Origin of the sequence: Micromonospora sp. NPDC000316, from assembly GCF_042898885.1 — a bacterium.
Lineage (GTDB): Bacteria > Actinomycetota > Actinomycetes > Mycobacteriales > Micromonosporaceae > Micromonospora.
The window spans coordinates 557,690-579,597 of record NZ_JBIAZG010000002.1 but is presented as its reverse complement, the minus strand read 5'-3'; the positions used below and the strand labels follow the sequence as shown (position 1 = coordinate 579,597).

The window sequence follows — 21,908 nt, the reverse complement described above, 5'->3', positions numbered from 1 at the left end:
CCGTCCATGGACAGGCAAGCATTTCTGGTCGGTGCCGTGCGTACGCCGCACGGCCGGTACGGCGGTTCGCTGCGCGACGTGCGGGTGGTGCGGCTGGGCGGGTTGGCCGGCGCCGCCGCGCTGGAGCGGGCCGGTGTCGCCGCGGACGCTGTCGACGAGACGGTGGTGTCCAACTGCCGCCAGGCGGGCAACGGACCCAACCCGGGCCGGCAGATCTCGCTCGCGGCCGGCGTTCCGGTGCCCGTGCCGGCGCAGACAATCAACATGGCCTGCGCCTCCGGGCTCAAGGCGATCCACCTCGCCCACCAGTCGGTGGTGACCGGCGAGGCGGACGTGGCGTTGACGGTGGCCGCCGAGAGCATGAGCACGATGCCGTACATCGCCCCGTACAACCTGCGCTGGGAGGGCGTCCGCCGCGGCGACATCCTGCTGCAGGACGGCTGGCGCGACGGCGGCACCGACCCGATCTGCGGGATGAACATGGGCGAGACCGCCGAGAAGGTGGCCCGCGAGTTCGGCATCTCCCGCGCCGACCAGGACGCCTGGTCGGCACGCAGTCACCAGCGGCTGGTCCGGGCCTGGGAGGCCGGCACGATGGCCGAGGAGGTGGTGGCGCTCGCGGAGTTGGAGCGCGACGAGACGTTCCGCGTCGACAGCACCCCGGAGCGGCTGGCCCGGCTCACGCCGTCCTTCACCGAAGGCGGCACGGTCACGGCGGGCAACGCCAGCCAGATGGCCGACGGCGCCGCGGCGGTCGTGGTGGCAAGCGGCGACGCGGTGCAGCGGCACGGGCTGACGCCGCTGGGCCGGATCGTCGGCTTCGCGGCCGTCGGTGTGGACCCGACGATGATGGGTATCGGACCGACGGCGGCGATCCCGCTGGCCCTCAAGCGCGCCGGGCTGACCGTCGGCGACGTCGACCTGTTCGAGATCAACGAGGCGTTCGCGGCGCAGATCGTGCAGAACGTACGGGTGCTGGGCCTGGACGAGGACCGGGTGAACGTCAACGGCGGTGGGATCGCCCTCGGCCACCCCACAGGCCAGAGCGGCACCCGGCTTGTCGTCTCGCTGCTGCACGAACTCGCCCGCCGCGACGGCCGGTACGGCGTGGCGAGCCTCTGCGTCGGCGGCGGTCAGGGCATCGCCGCGGTGATCGAGCGGGTGACCCGGTGATCGCCGTCGTCGTCGGCCTCGGCCCGATGGGGCGGGGCATCGCACAGGTCCTCGCCGGGGCCGGGCACACCGTACGGGTCGTCGACGCCAGCGCCGACCTGGGCCGCACCGGTCTGGAGCGGATCCGCGCCGACGGCGGCACCGGCGACATCACGGCCGCCGCCGACGTCGAAACCGCGCTCGTCGACGCCGAGGTGCTGATCGAGGCGATCGTCGAGAACATGGACGCGAAGCGTGACCTGCTCGCCCGCGTCGCCGCAGCCGGTGGACCGGACCTGCTCGTCGCGTCCAACACCTCGTCGTTGAGCGTCAACGAGATGGGCCGGGCGTTCGGCGCGCCGGAGCGTCTGATCGGGCTGCACTTCTTCAACCCGCCCACCAGGATGCGCCTGGTCGAGGTGATCGTCGGCGCGGCAACCAGCGACACCACTGTCAAGAGGTCGATGTCGCTCGTGGAGTCCCTGGGCAAGACCGCTGTGGTCTGCCGCGACTCGCCGAACTTCATCGTCAACCGGGTCTGCCGGCCGCTGTACTACGAGGCGCAACTCCTCGTCGCGCAGGGCGTCGAGCCGGCCGTGGTGGACGCGGCCGCCCGAGGCGGGCTCGGCCACCCGATGGGGCCGCTGCAACTGCTGGACTTCACAGGTCTGCACACCCACCTGGCGTCGTCGGAGACCGCGCTGCGTGAGTTCGGCGACCCGCGTTACCGGCCCATCCCCCAGGTCCGTGGCCTGGTCCGCGGTGGCATGACGGGCAAGGCCGCCGGGCGCGGCTTCTACGACTACGCCGCCGAGTCGCCCCGGGACGCCAACTCCCGGGTGGTACGCCGGCCGGGGCCAGCGGGCGAATCGACGGTACGTGTGGTCAGCTGCGGCGCGCCCACAGCCGCCCTCGTCGCCGAGCTGGGCCGGCTTGCGGAGCAGGGGAACGTGGTGCTGGACAGCTCCGACGGCGGCTGGCTGCCGGTGCTGCCCGACGGCGTCGGTTGGGTAAGGCTGCACAGGCGCGCCGACGGCGCCGCGTTCGCGGAGGTCGTCGAGGACACCACCGCAGGGATCGCCGTACCCGGGTTCGTCGACGAGCTGCTCGACCACCTCCAGGCGCCCTCGGTCCGGGTTCCGGCGCTGCCCGGCCTTGTCGTCGACAGGCTCGCCTACTGCATGGTCAACGAGGCGGTCACTGTGGTCGAGGAGGGCACCGCCACCGCCGACGACGTCGACGTGGCGCTACGGCTGGCGATGAACCACCCGCGCGGGCCGTTCGAGACACTCGGTGCGGCCGGCGCGGCGGCGGTGCATCAGGCGCTGCTGTCGATGACCCTGGCGTTCGGCGACCCGCGCTACCGGCCGGCGCAGCTGCTGCGCCGTCGTGCCCTCGGCGAGGCGAGGGCCAGCCGATGACCGCGACCCGGACCGCCGGCGCGTCGGTGCTGCGCGAGGGCGCCCTCGCCGGCCACCACGCGGTCGTCACGGGCGCCGGCACCGGCATCGGCCGGGCGGTGGCCGTCCGACTGGTCGAGTTGGGGGCCGGCGTCACAGGCCTCGGCCGGCACGCCGACACGCTCGCCGGCACCGCCGCACTGGCCACCGGCGAGGGCCACTACGAGTACGTCGTCTGCGACGTCCGCGACCACGACCGGGCGGCCGCCACGCTCGCCGAGGTGGGCGGACGGCGCGGCATCGACCTGCTGGTGAACAACGCCGGAGGGCAGTTCTTCGCGCCCGCGACCCAGATCTCGGCGGGCGGCTGGGCGGCCGTCCTCGACCTCAACCTGACGAGCGTCTTCCACCTGACGCGGGCCGCGTACCCGTACCTGAAAGAGGCCGGCGGCTGCGTCGTCAACCTGTCGCTGTCCGGGGTGGAGCGCGGCGGGCAGGGCATGGCGCATTCCGTCGCGGCCCGCGCCGGGGTGCTCGGGCTTACCCGCACCCTGGCGCTGGAGTGGGCCGTCGACGGGATCCGGCTCAACTGCCTCGGGCCCGGCACTGTCCTCACCGCCGCGCTCGACGACGAGGGGTCGCGGCACGTCCTCGACAACCTGGTGGACCGGGGCACCCCGCTGCGCCGGCCCACACGCGTCGACGAGGTGGCCGAGTTGGTGGCGTTCCTGGCCAGCCCGGCCGCCGCCATGATGACCGGCCAGCTCATCCAGATCGACGGCGGCGCGCACCTCGGCGCCGGCCTGCACATGCTGCCGGAGGCGTACCGGTGAAGAGCCGCACCCTCGCCGCCGCCGTGGCCGAGTACGTCCTGCCCGGCCAGCGCGTCTACCTGGGCAACTTCGGCGCGCAACTGTTCAGCGTGGGCCACGAGATGATCCGCCAGCGGGCACACGGCGTGCACGCGGTGATCGCCTCCGGCGGGCTGCTGATGGACCAGTTGCTCGGCTCGGGCGTGCTGCGCTCGGCCACCTACGGCCACTGCTGGAGCCCCGTCGGCCCGGCACCGGCCTGGAACTTCCGGCGCGCCGCACAGGCCGGTGACACCACTGTCGAGCTGCACGAGCTGAGCCTCGGGCTGCTCACCGCCGCCCTCACGGCCGGCGCCTGGCGGGTGCCGTTCATGCCGGTGCCGGACGTGCCGGGCACCGGCTACCTGGACGAGGACTGGACCGGTGGCCGGCTGTCCGCCGTGGAGTCCGAGTTCGGATCGGCCCGGGTCGTACGAGCCGAACGGCCGGACGTCGCGTTCGTGCACGTGGACCTGGCCGACCCGGACGGCAACGGTGTGCTCCGCGGCCCGCTGGGTGAGGTGCTCGTCGCCGCCCAGGCGGCCCGGCGGACCGTGCTCGTCGCCGAGCAGGTCACCGACGCCGAGACGGTACGCGCCGCCGGCATCAGCATTCCCGGCCTGCTCGTCGACGCGCTCGTCGAGTCACCCGGCGCGGTCCACCCGGACGGCGCTGCCGGCCGCTACCCGCGCGACGTCGAGGCGTACGAGCGGTACTCCCGCCGTTCGGCCACTGTGGACGGCTTCGGGCAGTGGCTCGCCGAGGAGGTGTTCACCACGTGACGACTGTCGACTTCCTGGCAAGGGCAGCGCGCGAATTCCGACGCGGCGGCTGGGTGTTCACCGGCTTCCACTGGCCTGTGCTCGCCGGGCAGTGCGCGTACGCGCTCGACGGCGAACCGTTCACCCAGGTCTTCGAGGCGGGGGCGAGCGTCCACCTGCCCGGCGCGGACGTGCCGACCAGCACCACCGACTACCCCGCGTACGCCAACGGGTTCGGCTGGCTGGGCAGCACGGCCGACGTGCTGCTGGCGATGGGCCACCGGTTCGACCGGGTGGTGCTCGACGCCAGCAACGTCGACCTGCGCGGCCGGATCAACTCGTCCTACGTGGGGCCGCGGGAGCGGCCCACGGTGCGGCTGCCGGGCGGCGGCGGAGCCGCCGACATCGCGGCGGTCGCACGGGAGCTCGTGCTGCTGCACGGCGCACGGGACCTGCGCCGGATCGTGCGGGCCGTCGAGCACGTGACAGCCGCGCCCGCGCCGGACGCGCTGGTCCGGCTGCACACCCGGTGGGGCGTCGTCCGGCTCGGCGCCGACCCCCGGCTCGAAGAGATCACCGCGGACGCCACGGCGTTCCGCGACCACCTGGCCGGGCTCGGCGTCCGCACGGACGGCGCGGTGATCCGCACCGCGGTCACCGCCGACGAGCGCGCCGCGGCCACCGAAGTGCTGCGCAGAGCGGCCGAACGCGGCTACTCAGTGGCGAAGGAGACGGACAACCGATGACTGGCAACGATCTGGGTGAGCTGCGCCGGCAGGTGCGTGAACTGGTGCGGGCGTGGCACGACGACAGCCGGTTCAGCGCGGTCTGCGACGCGTGGCTGCGGTCCTACGACGCCGAGTTCAGCCGCGACCTGGCCGCCCAGGGCTGGATCGGCATCACCTGGCCGCACGAGTACGGCGGGCAGGCCCGCTCGAACCGGCACCGGCTGGTCGTCACCGAGGAGCTGCTCCGGGCCGGCGCCCCGGTCGCCGCGCACTGGATCGCGGACCGGCAGATCGGCCCGGCCATCCTGCGGTACGGCTCGCCCGCGCTGCGCAGCCGCTACCTGCCGGGGATCGCCAGCGGCGAGGTGACGTTCTGCCTCGGCATGAGCGAGACCGAATCCGGCAGCGACCTCGCCTCGGTACGCACCACCGCCCGCCCGGACGGCGAGGGCTGGCGACTCACCGGCGGCAAGATCTGGACCAGCCACGCGCACCGCTCGACACACGCGTACGTGTTGTGCCGCACCGACACCGACGCCGGTAAGCACGACGGTCTGAGCGAGCTGATCGTGGACATGGCGGCGGCCGGTGTCACCGTCCGGCCGATCATCGACCTGCGCGGCGAGCACCACTTCAACGAGGTCGTCTTCGACGACGTGTACGTGCCCGGCGACCACGTGCTGGGCACTGTCGGCAACGGCTGGAAGCAGGTCACCGAGCAGCTCTCCTTCGAGCGCGGCGGGATGGAGCGGGTGCTCAGCACGTACCCGCTGCTGGCCGCCACGATCGACGCGTGCGCCACGCGGCGGGGCGCGGACGTCGAACTGGGCGAGGCGCTCGCCCGGCTGGCCGGGCTGCGGGGGCTGGCCTGGCGCATCGCCGGTGACCTCGACGCCGGGCAGGCTCCGGTGCACGCCGCCGCGGTGCTCAAGGACCTGGGCACCGAGTTCGAGCGGGAGGTCAACGAGATCGCCCGCACGGTCCTCGACGTGGAGCCCGACCCCGACGGCGACGGCCCGGCCGGGCTGCTCGCCCAGGGACTGCTCGCCGCGCCCGGCTTCTCGATCCGTGGCGGCACCACCGAGGTGCTGCGCACCATCATCGCCAAGAGCGTCGCGCGGCCCGGGAGCCGCGACGGCGACGACCTGCGTGAGCTGGCCGACGACGTGCTGGGCGGGCACGGCGGTGACCCGGACGGCGTACCCCCGCTCTGGTCGACCGTGCGCGAGCTGGGCTGGACCGGCGTCTCCGTGCCGGAGGAGGCCGGCGGCTCGGGTGGCACCCTCGCCGACCTGGCGGCGTTCGCGCAGGGGTTGGGCCGGCACGCCGTCTCCCTGCCCCTGGCCGAGACGGCGCTGGCCGGACGGCAGCTCGCCGCGGCCGGTCGAGGCCTTCCGGATGGCGTCGCCACTGTGGTCGTCGGCGTCGGGCTCGACGTGGCGGACGGCCGGCTGCGCGGAACGGCGACCCGGGTGCCGTGGGCAGGCGAGGCGCGAACCCTCGTCGTGTACGCGCAGGACGAGGCGTTCGCCGTTTCCGCCGACCTTCCCGGGGTGCGCGTCACCTCCGGCCGGAACCTGGCGGCCGAGCCCCGCGACGATGTCGAGTTCGACGTGGTGGTCACCGACGACATGCGACTGTCCGGGGCAGCGCCGGCACGGACGGTGCGCGCGGAGGCGGCGTTGTTGACGGCGGCGGCGCTCGTCGGCGCGCTGGAGGCGGCCGTGGAGCACACCCGGCAGCACGTGACGACACGGGAGCAGTTCGGCCGTCCGCTGCTGGCTTTTCAGGCCGTCGGGCAGACCCTGGCGCAGATGACGTCTCACACCATGCTGGCCCGCACCGCGCTGACGGCGGCCCTCGCCGACCCGGACCCGCTGAACGTGGCCACCGCCCGGGTTCTCGCCGGCCGGGCCGCCACGATCGTGGCGCGGGGCGCGCACCAACTGCACGGCGCCATGGGCGTCACCCGCGAGCACCCGCTGCACCTGTCTACCCGCCGGCTCTGGTCGTGGCGCGACGAGAACGGCACCCAACAGTCGTGGGCCGAGACGCTCGGGACGGCGCTGGTGCCGCTCGGCAGCGCGGGCGTCTGGTCCTGGCTCACCAACCAGGAGGTTACGTCGTGAGCAAGGTTGACCTGCACAACGCGGATGGACGCTGGACGCTCACGCTCAACGATCCGGACCGGCGCAACGCCATCGACACCGAGATGCGCGACGCGCTGCGCGACGCGGTGACCGAGGTGGCCGCCGACCGGCACGCGCGCACGCTTGTCGTCACGGGCGCGGGCACGGCGTTCTGCTCGGGTGCCGACCTGCCCGCCATGTTCGGCGAGGCGGGCCGGTCGGTGCAGGAGATCCGTGCCGACCTGCACCGCATCTACGACAGCTTCCTGCGGGTTCGGGAACTGCCCATCCCCACCATCGCGGCGGTGCAGGGGCCGGCAGTCGGCGCTGGCCTGAACCTGGCGATGGCCTGCGACACACGGATCGTCGGGGAGAGGGCGAAGTTGGTCGCGTCGTTCACGAAGATCGGTCTGCACCCCGGCGGCGGCTGCACCTGGTTCCTCACCAAGGCGCTCGGCCCGGAACGTGCCCTCCAGATGCTGCTCGACGGCGGCGCCGTGGACGGCGCCGAGGCGGTGCGGATCGGGCTCGCCGCGACGCTCGCCGACGACCCGGTCGCGGCCGCGCACGAGCGCGCGGAGCGGTGGGCCGCGCTCGACCCGGCGCTGGCCCGCGACATCAAGACGTCGGTACGCACCGCCGACAGGTCCGACTTCGCGGCAAGCCTGGAGTTCGAGGCGTGGGCACAGGCGTCCTCGGCGACCGGCCCGGCGATCCAGGAGGCGGTCGCGAAGTTCCGCCGCTGACCACGAGCGGGCGGGCTCGGTGTGGCACCGAGCCCGCCCGTTGTTCGGCTGTGTCCGGTCAGCGTTGCAGGGTCAGCAGGCCCGGCCGGTAGGGCAGCAGACCGTAGTCACCACCCGAGTTGGGCGAACGCCCCTGGTAGAGCAGTTGCAGGTTGCACGGGTCCACCGTCATCGTCTGATCGGCGTTGGTCCGCAACAACTCACCATGGCTGATGTCATTGGTCCACGTCGCGCCACTGTTGGCCTTACCCGCGAACGGGTTGCTCTCCGTCGCCGCCTGCGGCGTCCACGACCCACCCAAACTGGTGGCCGTGAACGACCGGAAGTAACGACCCTGCGACCCGATCGCCTCCACGATCATCAAATACCGACTCTGACCCTGAAGCTTGTAGACCTGCACCGCCTCGAACAGGTTGTTCGTCGAGTCACTCATGATCGTCGTGTAGTTCGACCCGAAACTACCCGGGAAGTTCCCAATCGGCATACTCGCCCGATAGATCTTCCCGTTGTCCCCGGCGAAGAACAGATACATGTTCGTACCGTCACCGATCACCGCCTGATCAATCGGCCCCGTCCCCGAACCCGAGATACTCCCCGTGAACAACGGCTGCGCCGCCGACCACCCATTAGCGTTCGTCGGATCCGTCGACGTCCGATACGAGAACGCCGTCGGCCCCCACTGATAGGCCAACACCCAGATGTTGCGCGGCGCGAAGTAGAACAACGACGGCGCCACAGTCGCCGACGACATCGCATTCTGCGACGCCGACGCCATCTCCGAGTAGTTCGTGAACAGACCGAAGTTCATCGAACCCCACCGCGTACCCGTGTCGTGCGTCGTCGCGTACACCAGTTGCCGCCCGTTGTACGGCGCCACGGTGAAGTCCTTCAACGACACCCAGCCCGACCGCGGAGTGGCCAACACACCCGACGACGACCACCGGTACGTCGACGGAAGGTTGCACTGATCCGGCGGCGGAGTCGTCGGGGGCGGGGTGGTGGGTGGCGGGGTGGTCGGGGGCGGACTCGTCGGGGGCGGACTCGTCGGGGGCGCCGTGGTCGGCGGCGCGGTCGTCGGCGTCGTGCCGCCCGTGCACGTCACGCCGTTGAGGGCGAAACTCGTCGGCGACGGGTTGCTGCTCGTCCACGACCCGTTGAAACCGAACGACACCGCACCGTTCGTCGGGATCGAGCCGTTGTAGCTCACGTTGCTCGCGCTCACCGCCGAGCCGCTCTGCGTCAACGACGTGTTCCACGACTGCGTCACCGTCTGCCCGGCGCCGAACGACCACGTCAACGTCCAACTGCTCAACGGGTCACCCAGGTTCGTGATCGACACGTTGGCACCGAACCCGCCGGGCCACTCGGACGACACGGCGTAGTTCACCGAACATCCGGCAGCCGCGGCGCCAGCCGGCATCGCCGCGACGACCGTCGCCGATGCCAGCAACGCGACGCCGGCCGACACCAGGCCGACGTTTGTCGCTCTGGACCTGCTCATAAAGCACCCTCCTAACGGGTGGGGCGGCCGGGGGCATTCGTGGGGGTGATTGTTTTGTGAACGTTAACAGCCGCGTCAGGTATGTTACGGGAGCGCTCCCACACACTCAACGTCATCTATCGAATGTTTTTTGACCCCGAACGCCGGGCACGCCTCGCGCTGGCCACCGACGGCCGGTCTCGTTGATCAAGCGGGTACGCTCGACACTGCTGCGGAGTGCGCTGCCAGGCATCAACGCGTCGACGGTTTGCACCGATCGGTCACGCCCGGCCGCAGGCCGACAGTGGACCGAACACATCTCGCGCCTCGCGCCACTCCAAGGGGAAACCACCAGGTGAGTACCCACTCGATGTTGCTGTTCGTGCTCGCCGCCGTCGCGGTCATCGTCGCCGTGCGGTGGGTGGCGACCCACACCGGCCTACCCGCGGCGGCGCTCCTGCCGCTCATCGGCATCGCGTACGCGCTGCTCCCCGGCCCCAACGTCGGCCTGGATCCCGAGCTTGTGCTCATGGTCGTGCTGCCGCCGCTGCTCTACAGCGCCGCACTGGACTCCTCGCTGCTGGACATCCGCCGGAACCTGCGCATCGTGGTCAGCCTCTCCGTGCTGCTCGTGCTCCTCACCGGGCTACTCGTGGGCATCGGGTTCCACCTGTTCGTCGCCGGGGCGACACTTGCGGCCGGAATCGCTGTCGGCGCCGCCGTCGCGCCACCCGACCCGGTGGCCGCCCTTGCGGTGGGCCGCCGGGTCAACCTGCCGCCGAAGATGGTCACGATCATCCAGGGCGAGGGGCTGCTGAACGACGCCACCGCCCTGACGATGCTCAGCGTCGCGGTGGCCGCCGCCGTGGGCGGTGAGTTCTCGTTCCCTGGGGCCGTCGGGAAGTTCGTGCTGGCGGCGGCCGGTGGGGTGGCCGTGGGAGCGGCCGTCGCCTGGGTGGTTCGACTGGCCCGACCGCTCACCACCGACCCGCTGCTGTCCAACGCCATCTCGCTCGCGACCCCGTTCGTGGCCTACCTCCTGGGCGAGGAACTGCACGTCTCCGGGGTGCTCGCCGTGGTGGTCGCAGGGCTGATCGTCGGCCACCAGACACCGCAGTTCGGGTCCGGCGCCGCCCGGTTGCAGACCAACGCGGTGTGGCGGCTCGTCGACTTCTTCCTCGAAGGCTTCGTCTTCCTGCTCATCGGCCAGCAGTTGCCCGAGGTCATCAGCGGCCTGCGCGAGTACGACACGTCGACAATCGTCATCGCCGTCGCGGTATCCGTGGGCGTGGTGCTGCTGCTGCGCCCCGCGTGGCTCGTGCTGACGCAGTCCCTGCCCCGGTCGCTGCACACCCGCCTGGGTGGCATCTCCGAGCAGGACTCCGACGAGCCCGGCACCGCCCGGCAGATCGCCCGCTCCGACCGCAACGACCGGCGGCTCACCCCCAGCGAGGTGACGGCGCTCAGCTGGTCCGGCACGCGCGGTGTCATCAGCCTGGCCGCGATCTTCACCTTGCCGTTGACCACCAACAGCGGCGCGCCCTTCCCCGACCGCAACCTTCTGCTGTTCTGCACCTTCGTGGTCGTTCTCGTGACGCTCGTCGGGCAGGGCCTGACGTTCGCGCCGCTCGTGCGGATGCTCGGCCTACGCGCCAACGAAACCGACCAGGCCCGCGTACGCAACGAGGCCCGCTCGGCTGCGGTCGAGGCCGCCCTGGCCCGCCTCGACGACCTCGCCGCCGAGGAGCCGGACTGCGCGGCGGCCGTCAACGGCACCCGCACGCAGCTGCTGGCCCGGTTGAAGCGCTACCGCGGACGCCTCGACCTGCTCCAGCAGAGCGGATCGAGCGAGATACCCACCTCGCCGGAGTACGAGAGGGCACTTCGCGTCCGCCGGACGGCCATCGCCGCGCAGCGCGAGGAACTCGTGCGCTGGCGCGACTCCGGCCGGCTGCCCGACGAAGAGCTCCGCGTCCTGGAACGTGAACTCGACCACGAGGAGCTGCTGCTGCCGAAGCGGGCAGCCAACTGACCTCGCGCGGCACTGCTGTGTGACCTCAACGCCCTGCGGGACGCCAACATGACGTTGCCTCGTCAGTGTGGTGGAACCACTGACGAGGCAACGATCATGCCAGATGCGTTACTTCTTCGGTTCGATCTTGATCGTCGCGGTGCGGTAGTTGTTGCGCTTGTCGTTCTTCGTCGGGTCGTAGTTCTTCTCGATGTTGCCGGCGCTGTCCACCGAGAACCAGTTGAACGTCGTCGTCTCGGTCAGGTGGAAGACCTGACCCGGCTCACGGAACTCGGTCGCCGCGTAGCGGGGCGACTCGAGCGTGGGCCGACTGCCGTCCGTCGTGTAGTAGATGGTGGCCGGCTCGCTGGTCTCGAAGCGCACGTTGACCGGCCCGCTGTACTTCCCGTTGCCGGGCACGAGTTCGGACGTCGGCTTCTTCTTGTCCTTGCCCCAGTCAGCCGCGACCCGGAACATCTCCATGATGCCGTTGGCGTACTCCATCGTCTCGGCGTGGCCGCTGACGAGCTCGGGGTTGCCCTCCCACACCGGCTGGAACGAACCGCCCTGCCAGTTGCCGGTGGCCGGGTTGTAGATGGAGCCGCCGACCTCCCAGCCGAAGGCGTAGATCCCGTAGTTGTGGTACAGGTCCTCGCGGACGTTGCCCGCGGAGGAGTAGAGCACGTCGGACGAGCCGCCGACGTTCTCCGGCGTGACGACGGTCTCCCGGTGCGCCTTGACCTGACCCAGGATGCGGGAGGCCGACTGCCAGTAGAACGCCTCGTCACCGAGCGGCGGGCGCGGAGTGGTGATCCGACCGTCGGCGACGTAGGCGCCGGGCTGCCAGAACAGCTGGCCGCCGTTGGAGTGCACCGACATCATGAACTTGATGTTCTTGTACTTCTCGACGAGCCAGACGATGTTCTTCGACTCGGGCTCGGACAGCTTCTCCGGGCCCTGGTAGGTGCCGCTGGTGCACACCGACGAGCCGCCGGAGTAACCGTCCTGAGCCGACCCGACCCGGTAGTTCCGGTTCAGGTCGACACCCCACGAGTTCCGGTTCGCCGGGTCGGCGGCCGTGTCCGCGCAGTGGTTCGTCATGTTCTTACGCTGCGAGGCGAAGTTGTAGAAGCTGTAGTTCGCCCCGTCGGGGTTGTTGGACAGGATGAAGAAGACGTCGGTGTTGTCGACGATGTTCTTCGTCTCCTTGTCGCTCTTGTAGTTGTTCACCAGACGCTCGGCCGACTCCAGGCTCGTCGTCGCCGGCACCCACTCGCGGGCGTGGTCCTGCGCCTGGATCAGCACGCCGGGCTTCTTGCCGTCCCGGTGCTTGCCGATCCGCAGAACGGGGATGGTGACGGGGCCGCGCGGCACCTCACCCTCCGGTGCGCCGACGCGCTTCTCGTCGAGGGAGTCGGTCAGCGCGACCGGACCGGTCGTCGGCACGACGATGCCGGTGCCGGCGTTGGTGCGGTACGGGTGCGACCGGTCGATGAGGCCCTGGGACTGGGTCCGCAGTGCCTCCGCCACCTGCGCGGCCGTACTCGCCAGGGCACCGGAGGCGTCCTTGGCGAGCAGGACGCGGACGGCCTTGCCCGTGACCTCCACCGCGAGCGGAAGGTTGGCGCCGTCACGGTTCACGAACTCGACCGTGACGTCGTTGCCGCCCTCGTGGCCCCACGCCGCCGTGGTGACGACGACAGCCGACTGTCCCGTACCACCGATGGTGGCCTGCGCCTTGCGCTGGTAGCCGTTCGTCTGGTTCGGGAGGTAGACGATCTCCGCGATGCCCGGGTACTGCTGGGCGATCTCCTTGGCACGGGCGAAGAGCTGCTGCGGGTGCCGGTAGCCGTCAACGAAGTCCGACTGGTAGCCGGGCTTCTCCGTCAGCGGCGACGGGGCGTTCTCCAGCCAGTCGGAGACGACACCCGTGGTGACGCCGCCTGTGGAGCTGGTCACCCGGATCTCGCTGGGACGCGCGTCGAGCTTGAACAGGTTCCGGTGGAACATGTACTGCCCGGAGTCCACGAACCGGCTCATCGTCCGCGCGAACTCGAACGGCGTGCCCTTGCCCGAGTTGTTCTCCAGCTGCATCCCGACGATCGGGGACGCCTGCTGCCCCTCGGTGGTGCGCGCCTCGACGTACAGGAAGCCCTGGCCCTTGGTGGTGAACCAGTCGGCGCGGGCGATGCGTACCGTCTCCAGCGCCGGGTCGGTCGCCGGCGGCTGCGCGTTCGGGCCGCCGGGCGCCGGCGGCTTCGCCTTGGGGCCGGCGGGGCCCTTGAGGCCGCCGTCGGCCTTTTCGCTCCACTTGAAGCGCGCGTTGTCATCGAGGAGCTGCACACCCATCGACTTCAGCCTGGTGAGCTCGTCGGCGGTGACCATCACCTCGCCTTCGATGCCGTCCGGCACACGCTTGAGGCCGTGCTCAATATCGAATCCGGCGGCGACGACCTTGTCCAACATGTCGGCGCCGGCCAGCTTGATGTCTACGTGATGGGCCTGCGTGAGGTTCTCGAGCTGGGAATACCCGGAACCGGCCGTGGCCCTCGGCCCTGCGGGCTCCGCACCAGCGGGCCCGGTCGAGACGAGGACGCCCGCCACCAGGGCGGGCACCGCGAGAAGTGCGATACGGCGTTGTCTGTGTCGCATTTGCCCCTCCTATTACTTGCGACGTTTAATGCCGCGCTGGCCGGCCCCCGCACGGCCGCGCCTCTACCGAGGGCGGACGTACTGAACGCTTGTATTGGGGTACGACGGTGGGGGTTGCGGAAGGGATCGGGGGTCGTCAGCGCGCTGAGTTCGGTGAGCGTATGTGCGAACTGGGGCCACGCCGAGCGGCATGATCCGAATTTGAGCATTACTTGAGGCATCGAGGCAGGTCGAGACCACACCGGAGTGACCGGCGCACATAGAGGGGCGTAAACGCCTGCGGGGGTCGGCCGGTCCCACCCACACGGACACGTGACCGTGCGGACGGTCTACAGCTGCCGCAGGATCACCGGGCCCTTGATCTTCGTGTCGGCCGCAAGCAGCAGCAGGGGGCCGGGCCTGGTCGGCCCGGCCTCCCGGTACGGGTCAGCTGCGCAAGCTCCACTGCTGGTTCGCGCCACCGTTGCACGACCAGAGAATGATCTTCGTGCCGTTGGCGGTGGCGGCACCGTTGGCGTCGACACAGAGCCCGGACTGGACGTTCGTGACGGTGCCGTTGGTGTTGAGGTTCCACTGCTGGTTGAGCCCGCCGTGACAGTCCCAGATGATGACCGCCGTGCCGTTGGCCGTGCCCGCTCCGGAGGCGTCCAGGCACTTGTTGCCGTACACCGTCAGTTGTTTGCCTGTGGTGTAGGTCCACCGCTGGTTCGTGGCGCCCGAGCAGTCCCAGATCTGCACCTGTGCGCCGTTGGCGGTGGTGGAGTTGGGTACGTCGACACAGCGGCCGGACTGGCCACCCACGAGCTGGCCGGTCCGCTGGCCGCCGCCGGTGCCCGGCTGCCGGACGATCGACGTCGACTCGGCTGACCTGTTGCCCTGGGCGTCGACCACGTAGAGCCGGTACTCACCCTGGGCGGTCGGCACGGCGATGGAGGTGGCGGTGCCGCCCGCGCTTGTCATCGTGGGGCCGGCGGCGAAGCTGGTCGTGCCGGAGGGTGCCAGCCAGATCGTCCTTGTCGCGTCGCCGGTACTCCGGATCGGGATCGACGACGTCGCGCTGCTGACGGCAGTGCTCGCCGGCAGGACGTAGTTCGGCAGGGACAGGTTGCTTGCCGGGATGACGTCCCGGTACGAATCCTCAAGGCCTGAGTTCACGGCGATGCCGTACGCCGCAGCCGGCCACACGTAGTCGGAGGAGACGAGGATGTCGCCGACCGTGCTGTTCGGCAGGTTCTTGTTCGAGACCTTGTTGATCGGGCCGTAGGTCTGCGTGATGCTCAGGTCGTGCTTGCGCCCGAAGCCGTCGGAGTTGATCATCCAGGTGACGTTCTTGTCGATGCTCAGGACGTTGTCCCGGAACGTGATGAACGCCGAACCCTCGTCCGGGTGCAGCCCGTACTTGTGGCCCGCCGGAACGCCCTGGAGATAGTTGTTGGTGATCGTGGTGCCCGGCTGACTGCCCAGCGTGTAGATCGGTGCGGTGTCGCTGAGTCGCTGCACCGTGTCGATGATGTGGTTGTAGCTGATCGTGTTGTTACGCGCCGTGGTGGTTGGCCGGTTGGGTGCGATCGACCCCGATGAGCCGTCGAAGTTCCACCAGCCCCAGCCGAGGGTGATGCCCGACCACGGGGTCTTCTCGATCCGGTTGTGCTGGATGGTGAGGGTGTCGGCGAAGTACGCCGAGATCGGGCTGTGCCCGTTGAACAGCACCGCGCTGTCGTACAGATAGTTGTTCTTGATGTCGATGTTCCTGGGCAGCCCTTCGACCTGGGCGGAGTATTTCTCGCGGTTGGTCGACGTACCGTCACCGATGTAGACGTGCTGGGGATGGCCCACGGAGATGGCCGAGCCGGCGATGTCGTTTGTGTAGTTCCCGATCAGCTGCGTGCCCTGCACGTCGTTGACCATGCTGATGCCGTCGGCGCCGGTGTGCTGGATTCGGTTGCGCTGCAACAGGATCCCGTCGGCGTTCTGCACCTGGACGATGCCGGGGGTGACGTCGACGTTGCGGTAGTAGTAGACGTGGAAGTTGCCCTTGGCGTACGCGACGGCACTCAGGTTGCCCTGCTGGGCCTGCTTGAAGGCCGAGCCGGCGACGTTCACCAGATTCCAGTCGGAGTGCTGCACAGTCAGCCCGGAGAATGTGATGTTGCGAGCGTGGTTGCTCGTCGAGGTGCCCGCGACCCGCAGCAGGGTGGTCACGTTGTTCGGCGCGTACACCGTCGCGGTCGACATGTTCTCGGAGCTGGCCTTGTAGTAGTACAAGGTCCGGCTGCTCTTGTCGAAGTAGAACTCGCCGGGCGCGTCCAGGAACTCGTAGGCGTTCGAGACCTTGTGGGAGCCGCCCACCTGGGCGTTGCCGTTGAACGCGCCCTGGGCGATCGCTGCACCCGGCTGCTGGAACAGGGCGACCCGGTTCGCACCGTCGGAACTCGTCGTCACCTGGCGAACGCCCACGAAGGCCGTGGTCCAGGTCGTCCCCGTCTCGATCTCGATGTCGTCCTGGTTGCGGGCGATGGCGGGAAAGTCGTTCAAGCTGTATTTGGCGCCATCACACTGCGACCCCGACTCCCAGGCCCAGTCGGCCTGGCCAGCTGTGATGGTGTACGTCCCGTAACACCCCGCCGAGTTGATCGTCTTCGACGCCATGAGCGCGCGCTTGTCGTTGACGTACAGCGTCCGCAGCTTGTTGGCGCGGTCCAGCGGCGCCTTCCAGATGTTGCCGCTGTGCTGGGTCCACCCCGTCACCTGGACGCCGCCGTCGAGGACCGGCCGCTCGTTGCCGTAGGCGGCGTAGGCGACCCGGAACCCGTTGGTGCCCGAGTCGGCCGCGCCGAACTCGACGGTGCTGCCGATCGGATAGGTGCCGCCGCGCAGGAACACGTTGATGTCGCCGGTCATGCCCGCGTTCACCGTGCGGACCACGTCCCGGGCGCGTTGCAGAGTGCGGAACGGTGATTGGAGGGTCCCCGGGTTGGCGTCGTTGCCGTCGGGGGCGACGTAGAAGGTCTGCTGGACCGCTGCGGATGCGGGGGCAGGATTCGTCAGCACAGCCGGGAACGCGGCGGCGACGAGCACGGCGAGCGCCAGCAATGACGTTCGAGCGGTGGTGGTGGGTGACTTCACGTACTTGTTCCTCTCACTTGCCGTCGACAGTGGACGTACGACTCTGCCGCCCGACCGCACTTGCCCATCGCTACGAAAGTCCTCCTCGGAGCGTAGGTCACACGTGTGACGTTTGCAACACTCAATCCGTCGGCGTCTATGCGCAAATGCCAACGAGATCGGGCAGAGCGATCAGCGCAGCCACCATGCTGTTCTGGATCATCAGATGATTCGCGTGGGTCGCCGCCGCCGCTGATTGCGTCGCTCAGCGGCGTTGTGGCGACGGACCGGCCTCGCCAGCACGGGTCGTGGACGGCCCATGGTGGACTGCGAGATTTAGTTCACGTGAACCGGATCGGCTCTCCGTGCGTTTATCATGGGCAATTTTCTGCCGGCGACCGCATATCCGCAATGTTTGTGATCGACGCATTGACATGCACTTCGTTGAGGCGTCAAATGTTTAGTCAGTTGGCTTTGCGGAGTGAATCCCTTCCCGCGCCAACTCAACCACACCCGTGTCTACAGGAGGATGCCATGCGCCCATCACCGTCCGCCAAAGCCGCCCTGCTTGCGGCCATCAGCGCCGCGACAATCGCGGTGACTGCCACGCCCGCTGTAGCGGCTGAACCCAACAGCAGCTGCACCTATCTCGACGGCACTCTCTGCCTACACGTGTCGAAATGGTTCGACGGCGCCACCATGGAATACACGGCGCCGCTCGGCACCGATTGCGTCGACACCCCGGTCGGCTACCTGGGCTGGGTGAACCTCACCGACGAAACCCTGATGGTCTACTCGGGCGCCGGCTGCACCGGCATCTCCTACTTCGTCCCGACCGGCGATCTCCACAACGTCCAGTCACCCCTGCGCAGTTTCAAGGTCGTCTGATTGCGGCTCCCCGAATCGCATTAGATGCGGTAGCGCCGGCTGCTCTACGGAGACGGAACGTTCGGAATAAAGCCGTTGCCGCGGACGGTCTGGGTAGCCCGGCGGCAGCGGCGACAGTCTCGACGGCCTGGTCCTGCCCGGTGGTCTCGGGCAGGACCAGGCCGCCGCGCCAACCCAGCACGTCGTGGGCGGACTTTGTCGTAACCTGCCACAACCGAATCCGACTCCGGCCACTCAGTGTTGTTGGGAGGCTGGGTTGCAGAGTGAGCGAGAGTACGTCGAGTACGTCCAGGCGCGGATGCCGTGGCTGCGACGGTTGGCGTATCGGCTGTGCGGGCGGTGGTCGGCTGCCGACGACCTGGTGCAGGAGTGCCTCGTCGCGCTCTACCGGCACTGGCGCAAGGCTTCGGCTGCGGACTCTCTCGACGCGTACGTCCGGTCGATGCTGGTGCACGTCTACCTGGCCGAGCAGGAGCGGTTCTGGGCCCGCCGGGTGCGGCCCGTGGCCGACGTGACCGGGCCGTCGGTGGCGCCGCTGGCCCGTGCCGAACACCGCGTCGACCTCCTGGTCGCGCTCGCGAAGCTGTCACGCGGGCAGCGGGCCGTTCTGGTGCTGCGGTTCTGGGAGGACCTTGACGTCGCGCAGACCGCTGCGGCCCTGGGCTGCTCGACGGGCACCGTGAAAAGCCAGACCTCGTACGCGATCACGGCACTTCGTCGCCTGCTGCCGAACTACGTGCCAGGAGGATCGGACACGCCATGAGAGACCTGTTCGCCACCGTGCCGGACGATCCGCCGCCGCTGCCGCCCGGCTACCTGGAGGGCGTACTCGTCCGAGGTCGCCGCTCGGTGCGGCGCCACCGGATCGCGACCGCGGCGATATGGGCGGTCGTCGTGCTCGTCCTGGCCGTCCTGGTCGTGCCCGGCCTCCCGTTGCCCGTCCAACCGGCAGCCCCGTCGACGAAGCCGAGCCTGCCCGACCGCTTCGCGGGGTATTCGGTGCTGACCAGCACCGTCACGTCAGCTCCACCCGGCCGCGCGATCGCCCTCTACGGCTACGGCAACGGCGAGACGTTCAACATGTTTCAACCGCTTGTCGTCGGGTCCAACGGGGACACGTACCGGCGGGTCGACGCCATGGAGGAGCGGGACAGCCCCTCGGCACTGCTCTCCCCGGACGGTGCCCGCGTGCTGCTCGGTGACGACCGTGGCGCGACAGGCGACCTTGTCCTCGTCGACCTGACCACCGGCACGCGTCGGTCGATTCCGCTCGGTGACCAGGTCGGCGTACGGCTGCTGGCCTGGTCTCCGGACGGCCACCACGTCGCGTACAGCGCCGCACCCCTGACCAACTCCGGCGAGTTCGGCACCGTCGGCGTCGTCGAGGCCGAGGTCGCCCGCGCCGGTACGCTACGCCTGCTCGACCTGTCGACCGGACGCAGCACCGACGTGCCGGCGATCAAGCCGGCATGGACGGCGGCATTCGCACCGGACAGCCGCCGGCTGGCCGTGCAGGTCGGCCAGGTGGCCCACCTCGTCGACCTCGACGGCAACGAACACGGCAGAATCCCAATCCCAGGTGGACGCGAACTGGCCGCGGAGGTCGGCTGGTCGCCCGACGGCAGCCACCTCGCCACCGTGCCCTGGATCGGCGACGGCCCGTTCAACGGCACCACCGGCGGCGACCCCGGTCACCACAGCACCTTCCTGTGGAAGGTCAGCGACGTCACGTTCGTGCCCACCACGGGCACCGGCACGCCACCGGCACCGGTCCCCGACGTCGCGCAACTGCTCGGGTGGCGCTCGGCGGGCAGCGTCGTCGTCGCGACCATCAACACCGCAGGTCACATGTCGCTGGCCGAGGTGCGACTCGGCGACGGCGCCCGCCAGACCCTGGCCCGCTTCGACACCGGTCACACCTGCGAACTCGGCCTCCAGAGCTGCCAACTCTTTGACCTGCACCTCGCCACCGGCCTGCTGACCGACCTCACCGTCCGCGACGCCGGTCGACCGCAGCGCGGGCCCTGGCCGATGCCTCTCAACGCCGCCATGGGCGCGGCCGTCATAGGCGTCGCATACCTGCTATGGCGCCGAACACGCCCTCGACGCGGCCCCGATCGCAGTGCAGGAGCCGCCAGCCGGGCGCGGCTGTCCTCGGAGATGTGAAAGCAGATCGGACGCGCGTAGCTCACGATCCATCCGGCGCGGCACAGCCGAGGTCCGGCCGGACTGAAAGTTTCGGTGGCTTGATTGCGGATCACCGCTCCCACCCGGGAATAGACGGCTGGCCATGCCGAGCACGATGAGCGAGGCTGGCAGCCAGTTGCAGCTACCTAAGACACCACTTCGCTAGGAATATGTTCCGGGAAGGTTTCGGAAATTGTTGACGGACCCAGAGTCGGGGCCATACGATCGCCATCGACGTCCCTCAATGATCTCGATTCACCGCGACCCGTCTCGGTCGCACAGGAGGGCCGTCCACCCACCACGTGGTGATACGCCGAAGACCGGCTGCCGCACCTGGCCACCCGACAGCCCGCCGGGTCACATCGCGGCGCTGCCCACCACCAGCTGTCACGAGGAGGAACACGTACATGAAGGACACCTCGACCAGGCCGCGAAAGAGCAGTCGCATGCGGCTGCTCCTCAGCGCCGCGTGCGCTGCGGCGCTCGCGGTCACCGGCACGTTCATCGCCAGCCCCAACGCGCACGCCGAGGCCGACCGGACCCTCACCTCGAACCTCACCGGCACGCACAACGGCTACTACTTCTCGTTCTGGAAGGACAGCGGCAACGCCAGCATGACGTTGCGCGCCGACGGCCGGTACAGCAGCAGTTGGGACAGGAGCACCAACAACTGGGTCGGCGGCAAGGGCTGGGCCACCGGCAGCCGACGGACGGTCAGTTACTCGGGCAACTACAACCCGGGCAACAACAACACCTACCTCGCCCTGTACGGATGGACGCGGAACCCGCTCATCGAGTACTACGTGGTGGAGAACTTCGGCAGCTACAACCCGAGCAGCGGCGCCCAGCGGCTGGGTACGGTCACCACTGACGGCGGCACCTACGACATCCTCCGCAGCCAGCGGGTCAACGCCCCGTCGATCGACGGCAACCAGACGTTCTACCAGTACTGGAGCGTCCGTCAGCAGAAGCGTTCGAGTGGCACCATCACCACCGCCAACCACTTCGACGCCTGGGCCCGCGCCGGCCTGAACCTGGGCAGCAACCACGCCTACCAGGTCATGGCGACCGAGGGCTACCAGAGCCAGGGCAGCTCGGACATCAATGTCTGGGAAGGCGGCGGGGGCAACCCCACCACCGGGCCGACCACCGGGCCGACCACCCCGCCCGCGAACGGGAACTGCACCGCAGTGCTGTCGGCTGCCGAGCGGTGGGGTGACCGGTTCAACCTGAACGTGGCGGTCAGCGGCACCAACAACTGGGTGGTCAGCCTCGGGCTCAACGGCGGCCAGAGCATCCAGAACAGCTGGAACGCCTCGGTCAGCGGCACCTCCGGAACCGTCACCGCCAGGCCGAACGGCAACGGCAACAACTTCGGCATCACGATCATGGCCAACGGCAACTGGACCTGGCCGACGGTCACCTGCCGGACCAGCTGACCCCGACCAACCGACCCCTGCGGGTGGCGTGCCGGCCGGGCCGGCACGCCACCCGTCGTCGCGTTCAGGACACGACCCACGGCCGGGTTCGCACGAGGCCGAACCGAAGGTCACGGGCGACCGGTGCAGGACTTCGACCTGGTCGTCACTACCGGCATCCATACCCCATCGAGCCACGGAACCTGGAAAAGGGGCAGGCCCAGTCCAACCGGACCGGGCCTGTCTCTTCTCGCTGGTGCGCCGCCAGGGACTCGAACCCCGAACCCGCGGATTAAGAGTTGGATCATCGTAGACTCAATTCGTCTAACTGAATCGCATACGCCCATCTATTCCCAGTCAGGCTGCGACTTCACCGAGGGGGTGTACCGCTCAGTCCACC

15 protein-coding genes are annotated in these 21,908 nt (G+C 69.5%); 12 read left to right on the top strand and 3 right to left on the bottom strand.

All coding sequences use genetic code 11. From position 1 onward, the window contains the following. Positions 1-6 precede the first annotated feature (6 nt). The 7 genes from ACFY2Q_RS07225 to ACFY2Q_RS07195 are packed head-to-tail and all read left to right on the top strand — an operon-like array spanning position 7 to position 7,767. On the top strand, positions 7-1,173 hold the full coding sequence (locus tag ACFY2Q_RS07225) for a thiolase family protein (RefSeq protein ID WP_387128277.1): 1,167 nt from the start codon (positions 7-9) through the stop codon (positions 1,171-1,173). Further along, positions 1,170-2,573: a 3-hydroxyacyl-CoA dehydrogenase NAD-binding domain-containing protein gene (locus ACFY2Q_RS07220; RefSeq protein WP_387128276.1), complete on the top strand. Its 1,404-nt coding sequence runs from the start codon at positions 1,170-1,172 to the stop codon at positions 2,571-2,573. The genes ACFY2Q_RS07225 and ACFY2Q_RS07220 overlap by 4 nt, the downstream gene beginning before the upstream one ends. Beyond that, a complete protein-coding gene (locus ACFY2Q_RS07215; RefSeq protein ID WP_387128275.1) occupies positions 2,570-3,385 on the top strand; it encodes an SDR family NAD(P)-dependent oxidoreductase in 816 nt (271 codons plus the stop codon). The genes ACFY2Q_RS07220 and ACFY2Q_RS07215 overlap by 4 nt, the downstream gene beginning before the upstream one ends. Further along, a complete protein-coding gene (locus tag ACFY2Q_RS07210; RefSeq protein WP_387128274.1) occupies positions 3,382-4,185 on the top strand; it encodes a CoA transferase subunit A in 804 nt (267 codons plus the stop codon). Before ACFY2Q_RS07215 ends, ACFY2Q_RS07210 begins: the two co-directional genes overlap by 4 nt. Next, positions 4,182-4,910 (top strand): co-chaperone HscB, encoded by a 729-nt coding sequence (locus ACFY2Q_RS07205; RefSeq protein ID WP_387128273.1) that lies wholly within the window; start codon positions 4,182-4,184, stop codon positions 4,908-4,910. Before ACFY2Q_RS07210 ends, ACFY2Q_RS07205 begins: the two co-directional genes overlap by 4 nt. After that, complete coding sequence (locus ACFY2Q_RS07200; RefSeq protein ID WP_387128272.1) at positions 4,907-7,021, top strand: acyl-CoA dehydrogenase family protein; 2,115 nt, start codon at positions 4,907-4,909, stop codon at positions 7,019-7,021. Before ACFY2Q_RS07205 ends, ACFY2Q_RS07200 begins: the two co-directional genes overlap by 4 nt. Then, positions 7,018-7,767 carry an enoyl-CoA hydratase gene (locus ACFY2Q_RS07195; protein ID WP_387128271.1) on the top strand — a complete coding sequence of 250 codons (750 nt, stop codon included), beginning with the start codon at positions 7,018-7,020 and terminating at the stop codon, positions 7,765-7,767. The genes ACFY2Q_RS07200 and ACFY2Q_RS07195 overlap by 4 nt, the downstream gene beginning before the upstream one ends. Positions 7,768-7,825: 58 nt before the next feature. Here ACFY2Q_RS07195 and ACFY2Q_RS07190 read toward each other — a convergent pair whose 3' ends face one another. Then, positions 7,826-9,268: a non-reducing end alpha-L-arabinofuranosidase family hydrolase gene (locus tag ACFY2Q_RS07190; RefSeq protein ID WP_387128270.1), complete on the bottom strand. Its 1,443-nt coding sequence runs from the start codon at positions 9,266-9,268 to the stop codon at positions 7,826-7,828. 349 nt (positions 9,269-9,617) lie between these two features. Between ACFY2Q_RS07190 and ACFY2Q_RS07185 the strand changes: the two genes are divergently transcribed. Next, a complete protein-coding gene (locus ACFY2Q_RS07185) occupies positions 9,618-11,279 on the top strand; it encodes a Na+/H+ antiporter (protein ID WP_387128477.1) in 1,662 nt (553 codons plus the stop codon). Positions 11,280-11,387: 108 nt separating this feature from the next. Here the strand turns inward: ACFY2Q_RS07185 and ACFY2Q_RS07180 are convergent, their stop codons facing one another. Then, positions 11,388-13,910 carry a M14 family metallopeptidase gene (locus ACFY2Q_RS07180; protein ID WP_387128269.1) on the bottom strand — a complete coding sequence of 841 codons (2,523 nt, stop codon included), beginning with the start codon at positions 13,908-13,910 and terminating at the stop codon, positions 11,388-11,390. A gap of 426 nt (positions 13,911-14,336) precedes the next feature. Beyond that, complete coding sequence (locus ACFY2Q_RS07175) at positions 14,337-17,036, bottom strand: ricin-type beta-trefoil lectin domain protein (RefSeq protein WP_387128268.1); 2,700 nt, start codon at positions 17,034-17,036, stop codon at positions 14,337-14,339. Positions 17,037-17,549: 513 nt separating this feature from the next. Between ACFY2Q_RS07175 and ACFY2Q_RS07170 the strand changes: the two genes are divergently transcribed. The 4 genes from ACFY2Q_RS07170 to ACFY2Q_RS07155 all read left to right on the top strand — a co-directional run bounded on the left by ACFY2Q_RS07170 (position 17,550) and on the right by ACFY2Q_RS07155 (position 21,529). Beyond that, positions 17,550-17,903, top strand: coding sequence for a hypothetical protein (locus tag ACFY2Q_RS07170; protein ID WP_387128267.1), 354 nt, complete (start codon positions 17,550-17,552; stop codon positions 17,901-17,903). Positions 17,904-18,159: 256 nt separating this feature from the next. Further along, the gene (locus tag ACFY2Q_RS07165; protein WP_387128266.1) at positions 18,160-18,666 is read left to right on the top strand and encodes a SigE family RNA polymerase sigma factor; all 507 of its coding nucleotides are present in this window, start codon (positions 18,160-18,162) and stop codon (positions 18,664-18,666) included. After that, positions 18,663-20,069, top strand: coding sequence for a WD40 repeat domain-containing protein (locus ACFY2Q_RS07160; RefSeq protein ID WP_387128265.1), 1,407 nt, complete (start codon positions 18,663-18,665; stop codon positions 20,067-20,069). The genes ACFY2Q_RS07165 and ACFY2Q_RS07160 overlap by 4 nt, the downstream gene beginning before the upstream one ends. 467 nt (positions 20,070-20,536) lie before the next feature. Beyond that, on the top strand, positions 20,537-21,529 hold the full coding sequence (locus ACFY2Q_RS07155; RefSeq protein ID WP_387128264.1) for a glycoside hydrolase family 11 protein: 993 nt from the start codon (positions 20,537-20,539) through the stop codon (positions 21,527-21,529). Positions 21,530-21,908 lie beyond the last annotated feature (379 nt).